This window comes from Microbacterium umsixpiens (assembly GCF_053543675.1).
On record NZ_JBLVOH010000150.1, the window covers coordinates 52,107 to 59,384 of the forward strand.

Annotated in this window: 5 protein-coding genes; 1 reads left to right on the forward strand and 4 read right to left on the reverse strand. The window is 69.2% G+C overall.

What is annotated here, in order from left to right:
* Positions 1 to 13: 13 nt before the first annotated feature.
* From ACNPM4_RS14960 to ACNPM4_RS14975, 4 genes are all read right to left on the reverse strand, one after another.
* Positions 14 to 1,336 carry an FtsX-like permease family protein gene (locus ACNPM4_RS14960; protein ID WP_372466925.1) on the reverse strand — a complete coding sequence of 441 codons (1,323 nt, stop codon included), beginning with the start codon at positions 1,334 to 1,336 and terminating at the stop codon, positions 14 to 16.
* Positions 1,333 to 2,028, reverse strand: coding sequence for an ABC transporter ATP-binding protein (locus tag ACNPM4_RS14965; protein WP_029263531.1), 696 nt, complete (start codon positions 2,026 to 2,028; stop codon positions 1,333 to 1,335). Before ACNPM4_RS14965 ends, ACNPM4_RS14960 begins: the two co-directional genes overlap by 4 nt.
* A gap of 101 nt (positions 2,029 to 2,129) precedes the next feature.
* A complete protein-coding gene (locus ACNPM4_RS14970) occupies positions 2,130 to 3,209 on the reverse strand; it encodes a GNAT family N-acetyltransferase (RefSeq protein ID WP_448986178.1) in 1,080 nt (359 codons plus the stop codon).
* 64 nt (positions 3,210 to 3,273) lie between these two features.
* Positions 3,274 to 3,555 (reverse strand): hypothetical protein, encoded by a 282-nt coding sequence (locus tag ACNPM4_RS14975; RefSeq protein WP_029263529.1) that lies wholly within the window; start codon positions 3,553 to 3,555, stop codon positions 3,274 to 3,276.
* Positions 3,556 to 4,088: 533 nt separating this feature from the next.
* On the opposite strand from ACNPM4_RS14975, the gene smc reads away from it, so the two are divergent.
* On the forward strand, positions 4,089 to 7,278 hold a 3,190-nt coding region (gene smc / locus ACNPM4_RS14980; protein ID WP_448986180.1), incomplete at its 3' end, for a chromosome segregation protein SMC.

The window sequence follows — 7,278 nt, forward strand, 5'->3', positions numbered from 1 at the left end:
CCCCCGCGGCCGGTCATGCGGTCTGGAACGCTCCCCGCAGCAGCGGACGCGTGGCCCACGTGGTCGCCCAGACGATCCCGATCCCCACACCGACCACCGCCGCGATCGTGAGGAGCGAGAGCGGCGCCGTGATGAGTGCGATGCCGAGCAGCGGGATCACGAGGACGGCCGCGACCAGAGCCGAGCCGATCGCCGTGATCAGCAGCGGGGACATGATCGCACGTCTCCGGGCACGGTCCACGGTCTCCAGCGGCATGCCCAGGTGATGGAGGCTGCGGTGCAGCTCGCGCTGGTCGAGCACGTCGGACGCCTGGTTCACGCCGACGGACGCCGCCACCATGAGGAACGACCCGATCAGGGTGATGACGAGACCGGTGCGGATATCGGTGGCCAGGGCGATGTCGGCCTCGGCCGCCTCCGATCCGGTCATCACGTTCATCAGCGCCACGCCCGTTCCGGCGAAGACGGCCATGAAGCTCGCCATCGCGATGCCACCGACCTGCCGCCACGCGGCTTTGGGAGAATCCAGGACCACGCGCGCGGCGAGCAGCCGCTCCGGCTGTTCGGCCCGGCGAAGCTGTCGCGATGCCGACACCTTGAGGACCCACGGGCCCACGACGTTGAGCACCGCGAGCGCGGCACCGAACAGTCCGGCCAGCACGACGATGGTGGTGACCAGCCCGCCGATGGACGGGAAGACTTTGATGAGCACGACTGCGATCGCGATTGTGCCCGCGGCGATCAACGCGCGGATCCAGTGCACGTTGGTTGTCGTGGCACGGGTGCGGACCCCGAGGGGCGAGATCACCACGCGACGGAGCCCGACGACCGCACTCGCCGAAGCGAGGACGAGCACGCCAGCGAGCACCACGGCGATCTGGGCCGGAGGTAGCACGACCGCACCGAACCCGAGAGCTTCGCCGCGGAACGGGATCAGGCCGATGAGCGGACTCAGCGCGACGTGCCCGACGACACCGGCGAGTGCTCCGGCCGCGGCGACGAGAACGGATTCGGCGACGGTCGCGACCGTGACGCCGGCAGGGGAGACCCCGAGCAGCCGCAGGGTCGAGAGGCGCTCGTCCCGGCGACGGGCGGAGAGCCGCGCCGCTGCCCCGCCGAGCGACATCAGCGGGACGACCAGGAGGACGAGCGCGATGGCGGCGAGCGCCTGATAGATGGGGGCCTCAGGGTCCGTCCAGCCCCAGAATGACTGGGCGCCTCCGATCACGGTCAGCACCAGTGTGGTCACCACGCCGAACGCCACGACGGGAAGGGCGAGCACGCTGTTCTGCTCTGGTGCGGGGCGCAGCAGCAGAGCGAGGACGTGCCGGTTCACGCGGCCACCGCCGAAGAGACGATTCGTCCGTCGCGGACGGCGACCGTGCGGGTGCAGCGACTGGCCACCTCGGGGTCATGGGTGACCACGACGAGGGTCCGGCCCTGGGCGGTGGTCGACCACAGCAGGGCATCCATGACCTCGGACGACGTGTGCGAGTCGAGAGCACCGGTCGGCTCGTCGGCGAAGACGAGCTCCGCGCCCGTGGCCTGCGCACGCGCGATGGCGACGCGCTGGGCCTGACCGCCGGAGAGCTCGCCGATCCGGCGATCCTCCATACCCGCGAGACCGAGGGCGGCGAGCCACGACGCCGCATGCTGGATGGCATCCTGACGTCGGATGCCGTTGATCATCGACGCCAGCGCGACGTTCTCCACTGCCGTCAGCTCCGGGATGAGCAGCCCCTGCTGGAAGACGAAGCCGAACCTCTCGCGGCGCAGTCGCGACCGCGCGGATTCACCGAGCGCGGTGACCTCGATGGGAGCGCCTTCAGTCGGCCGGAAGACAACGCTGCCCGCATCCGGCGTGGTGATTCCGGCCAGTACATGCAGCAGGGTCGTCTTGCCGGAACCTGAGGCGCCCATGATCGCGACGGACTCACCGCGATGGATCGCGAGATCGACTCCGGCGAGGGCGCGTGTCATCCCGAAGGTCTTGGTCAGGGCATGGGCTTCGATCACGGGGATGTTCATGTTTCCACTCTCGTCAGCAGAACACCCGATGTCGTCGATCCGGCGGATGACGGAGCGGGCCCGACCTCATCCCGGAGAATGAGATCGGGCCCGCACGTGCCTCAGAGCTTCTTCTGCCACCCGCCGGCATACGATACCGGCCGGAAGCCGATCTTCTCGTTGATGCTGAGCATGGGGCGGTTCTCCTCCGCGTTGAACGTGGAGACGACGGGCGACTCCGGCATCAGTGCCTGCCACCGCAGCAGGTTCGCGCACTTCACGATCGTCCCGAGCCGATGACCGCGATGGTCCTTCGACACCAGGGTGCCGTACTGATGGGTGACGCCCGTGTGATCGGTCCCGATCAGCAGCTCGTTGTAGGCGACGATGTCGCCGGTGGGGACGTGCTGCACGGCGGCGACCGAGACGACACGTCCGGAGTCGGCGATTCGCCCATCCCGCCGTGCGACACGATCGGCGTCCCACACCTCGGCGACGAAGTCCATCTCCCCGCTCGGGGCGTCTGTCGACAGGCGTGCGAGGATGCCGGCGTATGCCGGGCGCAGTTCCGGCGGCGTCGGCAGCATCCACTCCACGATCCGGTACTCCGAACCGGCATGAGCGTTCGCCTCCGCCAGCGCCGTGCGCAGGAGCGCCGGGTCGGAGCGCAGATCGAACTCGCTGTTCCGCTCGACCTGCTCGAGCGTGTATCCGGCGGATTCGGCCAGATCGCTCAGGGGCGTGGCCGGCACGCGGCCCCACCCGGTCCTCGGCACGAGCATGCGCTCGGTCTCTTCCGGCCGGTGCAGGCTCCACAGCTGAAGAACGGTGCGACCGCGCGATCTGGCCTCCTCCTCGGCGCGCGCGAGCAGCGCGTTCTCGATGCCATGACCCCAGTGCGCCTCCGGCACGAGCATGTCGATCTCGCCGGCGTTCGCCTCCTCCTCCTGCGCGAAGGAGATCGTCGCCATGCCGACGATCTCACCGTCGACACGGGCGACGAAGCCGCGGTCCAGCGAGTCGGTGTCGTCCTGCCAGCCGGGCAGAACCTGCGCCGCCTCCAGGGCGAGGCCCGGAAGTCCGACCTGCTCGTCGCAGATCTGGCGGTTGAGTTCGCCGTACGCCCGGAACTCCGCCGCCGTGTCGTCATCGATCGAGGTCGGGACGATCAACGGCGTGATCGTCGGTTCAGCGATGGTCATGTCAGGTCCTTACTGGTGTGGGTTCAAGAGGGATGTGGGACTCGGCGTCCCTCGGGCGACGGAATCAGCGGATACCGCGCTGCAGGGCGAAGGCCGTGAGGACGCCCAGCTCATGTTCGGCGCGGCGACGTTGCTCGGAGATCAGCAGCTCCGCCGACTCGATGTGGACGGCGCGGCGTTGCCGACGCGGGCGCTGAGACCGTTGGAGCAGCCAGAGGCCGATCCGGAGAGAGAGGCGATCCGTGAGCGCCAAACGGCGGAGCTCATCGTCGCGGGGGATCTGGAAGACCTCGCGGTCCTCGGTATCGGGCGGGTGGGTGATGTTGCGGCGCAACGTGGTATTCACGAGAGAGTCCTTCGAAAGGGAAGTGGGCGAGCGGGTGCAGGAGACGTCGCACCTCGATGGCGAGCATGGCCGCCAGGGGCGCGGACGACGGCGGCTCCTCGGACCACGGAGCGTGGGAGCCGAAGGCGGCGAGATCCATGTTCCGGTTGCGGAACAGAGGGTGGGGCGCGGATGCACCGACCGGAGAGAGGAGGCCCACTACGGGCCGTGATTCTCGGGGTGCGCTGCTACGAAAGCGCGCTGATGCGGACGCCGGCGGTCACCGAGAACGCAGGGCGCAGCGCAGAGTGCGCGGGCGCGGCAAGGCCAGTGGCCTGTGCGTTGAGCTGAATCATCATCATCGGTAACCTCCTTTCGTGTGGCGATCCGGAGGAAACGGTAGCGAACACGAGCGGGCAGCGTCAAGCGTTTCCGTATCTTACGGCGTGTCGTCGAGCGGTATCGGTTCGACGAACGCCCGCGCGGGATGACGGCTGAAGCCCGTGATTCCGGTAGCGTAGCGGCGTGATTCTCCCCGGACGAGCGGTGCCCGCATGCATCTGAAGAGCCTGACGCTCAAAGGGTTCAAGTCGTTCGCGCAGCCGACGAGCTTCGTCTTCGAGCCCGGCGTGACCTGCATCGTCGGCCCCAACGGGTCGGGCAAGTCGAACGTCGTCGACGCCCTTGCCTGGGTGATGGGGGAGCAGGGCGCGAAGACGCTCCGCGGCGGAAAGATGGAGGACGTCATCTTCGCGGGCACTTCGACGCGGGGCCCGCTCGGGCGCGCTGAGGTGCAGCTCACGATCGACAACGCCGACGGTGCCCTCCCGATCGAGTTCGCCGAGGTCACGATCAGCCGCACGCTGTTCCGCAACGGGTCGAGCGAGTACGCGATCAACGGCGAAGGATGCCGGCTCCTCGATGTGCAGGAGCTTCTCAGCGACTCCGGACTGGGCCGCGAAATGCACGTGATCGTCGGGCAGGGGCGCCTCGATACGGTGCTGCAGGCTTCTCCCGAGGACCGGCGGGGCTTCATCGAAGAGGCGGCGGGAATCCTCAAGCATCGCCGCCGCAAGGAGAAGACCCTCCGCAAGCTCGATGCGATGGAGGCGAACCTCACCCGTCTCAGCGACCTGGCGGGGGAGATCCGCCGTCAGCTCAAGCCGCTCGGGCGCCAGGCGGAGATCGCGCGCGAGGCGCAGACGATCGCTGCCGTCGTGCGTGATGCGAAGGCCCGGATCTTCGCGGACGACGTCGTCGCGCTGCGTACGGCTCTCGCCGACCACACCCGTACCGAGCACGAACGCCACACCGAGCGGCTGGTCCTGTCGGACCAGGCCGAAACGGTGCGAGCGAGTATCGCTCGGCTCGAGCAGGATCAGAACTCGGTCGCCGTCGATCAGGCCCGGAGCGTGGCCTTCGGTCTGGAGCAGGTGCAGGAGCGGATGCGCGGGCTCTACACGCTCGCGAACCAACGCCTGGCGCTGCTCGGATCCGAAGATGACGACGCTGCCGTCACCGCCGTCACCGTGACCCAGGCCACTATCGATGAGGCGAAGGACGAGATCGACGTGATCTCGGCCGGTCTCGGCGACGCGCAGGATGCGGCGGCGTCGGCGAGCCGTGACGTCGTGCACGCCAGGGCCGAGCTCGACACGCTCGATGTGGACATCGCCGAGCAGAGTGCGCTGGTGTCGGAATACGACATGCGCCTCTCGGCGCTGCGCGGCACCGCTGACGCCGCGGCCTCGGCACTCGCCGCCGTGCGAGGCGCGGTGCTTCGTCAGGAGAACGCGCTCGAGGCGGCGAACGCGCGCAGGCGGGAGGCTGCCGAGGCGCTCGAGGCGATCGACGATGCCGAAGCACCCGAGGGCACCGCCGTCGAACATGCGGCCGCGTACGAGAGCGCGCAGCGGGCGGCGACAGCCGCGGAGGCCGAGCGGGAGACTCTGCGTGAGCGACTGCATGCGGCCGAGCGTGAGGTCGACTCCCTGACCGCGAAGGCCGCGGCCCTGAGCAGTGCTCTGGCCCTGTCGGGTGGCGCCGCCGAGATCGTCAAAGCCGGCGGAAAGGGCATTCGCGGACTCGTCGGAGACGCCGTGCAGGTCCGTGCCGGCTACGAAGCGGCGATCGCCGCGGTCCTCGGTCCGCTCACAGAAGGCGTTCTCATCGACACTGCGGCCGACGCTTTCGCCCAGGCGGCAGAAGCTGCCGAGAACCGCAGGGGAGTCGTCGACTTCGTCGTCGCCGACGCGCTTCGTCCAGAGCCCGTCGCCGCCCCGATCGAGGGCGTCACACCCGCGGTCGAGACTGTGACGGCACCCGACGGTGTGCTGGGCATCCTGTCGCACGTTCTGATCGCAGACGATCTGGGCGCCGCCCGTGTCGCGCGCACGGCGCTCGACGGAGCCGGGGACACTTCGACGACGATCGTGACCGTCGGGGGCGACGTGATCACCGCCCAGACGCTACGCACCGGGTCCGGTGGCGAACGATCGCGACTGGAGCTCGCGGCGGAGCGGGATGCCGCTGCCGAGCGCCTGGCGGAGATTCAGATCGTGGTGGACTCGCTCCGCGAGGCGCGCGAGGACGCGAACGAAGCAGTCGAGACGACCAGACGCCAGGCGAAGGACGCGCTCCGTGCTCTGCGCGAGCATGATGCAGCCCTCGCCACCCATGCCGAGCAGGTGAACCGGGTCACCGTCCGCCACGAATCCGCGGTCGCCGAATGCGAGCGACTCGAAACCGGCCTGGCCCAAGCGCAGGCCGCCGTGTCCGATGCGGAGGCGAAAGCGGAAGCCGCCAAAGCTGCGCTGGACGAGGCGATCGCGGCTCCGCGTCCGGTCCTCGACGCCTCCGCGCGAGACGGGCTGCTCGAGACGCTCGAGATGGCCCGTGAGGGCGAGGTGCGAGCGCGGCTGGAGATCGAGACGCTGCGGGAACGCGTGCGCGCGGCCCAGGCGCGGGTGACGAGTCTCGAGCGGCAGCGCGAGCAGGAGCGCGATGCCGCGGCCGAAGCGGCGCGGCGTGCGGTGATCCGTCGTGCCCAGCGCGAAGCGGCTTCGGGCGTCGCGGAGGAGCTGCCGCGGATCCTCGACTCCCTCGACCGCTCGGTCACCGAGGCGCGCCTGGCCCTGGCCGAGGCGGAGGCCGCGCGTTCGGCGCAGAACGAGGAGCTCGTCGGGCTCCGCGCCCAGGAGACGTCGCTGCGGGAGCGCCTCGCGGGTCTGACCGAGAGCGTGCACGGTCTCGAGTTGCAGATCCACGAGAAGAAACTCCATCTCAACAGCCTGCTCGAGCGGGTCTCGTCTGAGCTGGCCCTCGACGAAGATATTCTCGTCGCGGAATATGGCCCTGATCAGCTCGTACCGCGCGACCCGGGAGTCGAGCACCCCGCAGACGAGCTGCTCGACGACACGGCGATCCCCTTCGACCGCCGCATCCAGCAGCGCCGTCTGGCCGATGCCGAGCGGAAGCTTGCACAGCTCGGACGCGTCAACCCGCTGGCGCTCGAGGAGTTCGCCGCGCTGGAGCAGCGCCATGCCTTCCTCACCGAGCAGTTGGCCGATCTCACGCAGACGCGTCAGGACCTCCTGACGATCATCGCCGACCTCGACGAGCGCATGCAGACCATCTTCGCGAGCGCCTTCGAGGACACGAAGGAGGCGTTCGGTCAGGTCTTCCCGCTGCTGTTCCCCGGTGGCACGGGGAGCATCTCCCTCACCGACCCGGAGAACATGCTGA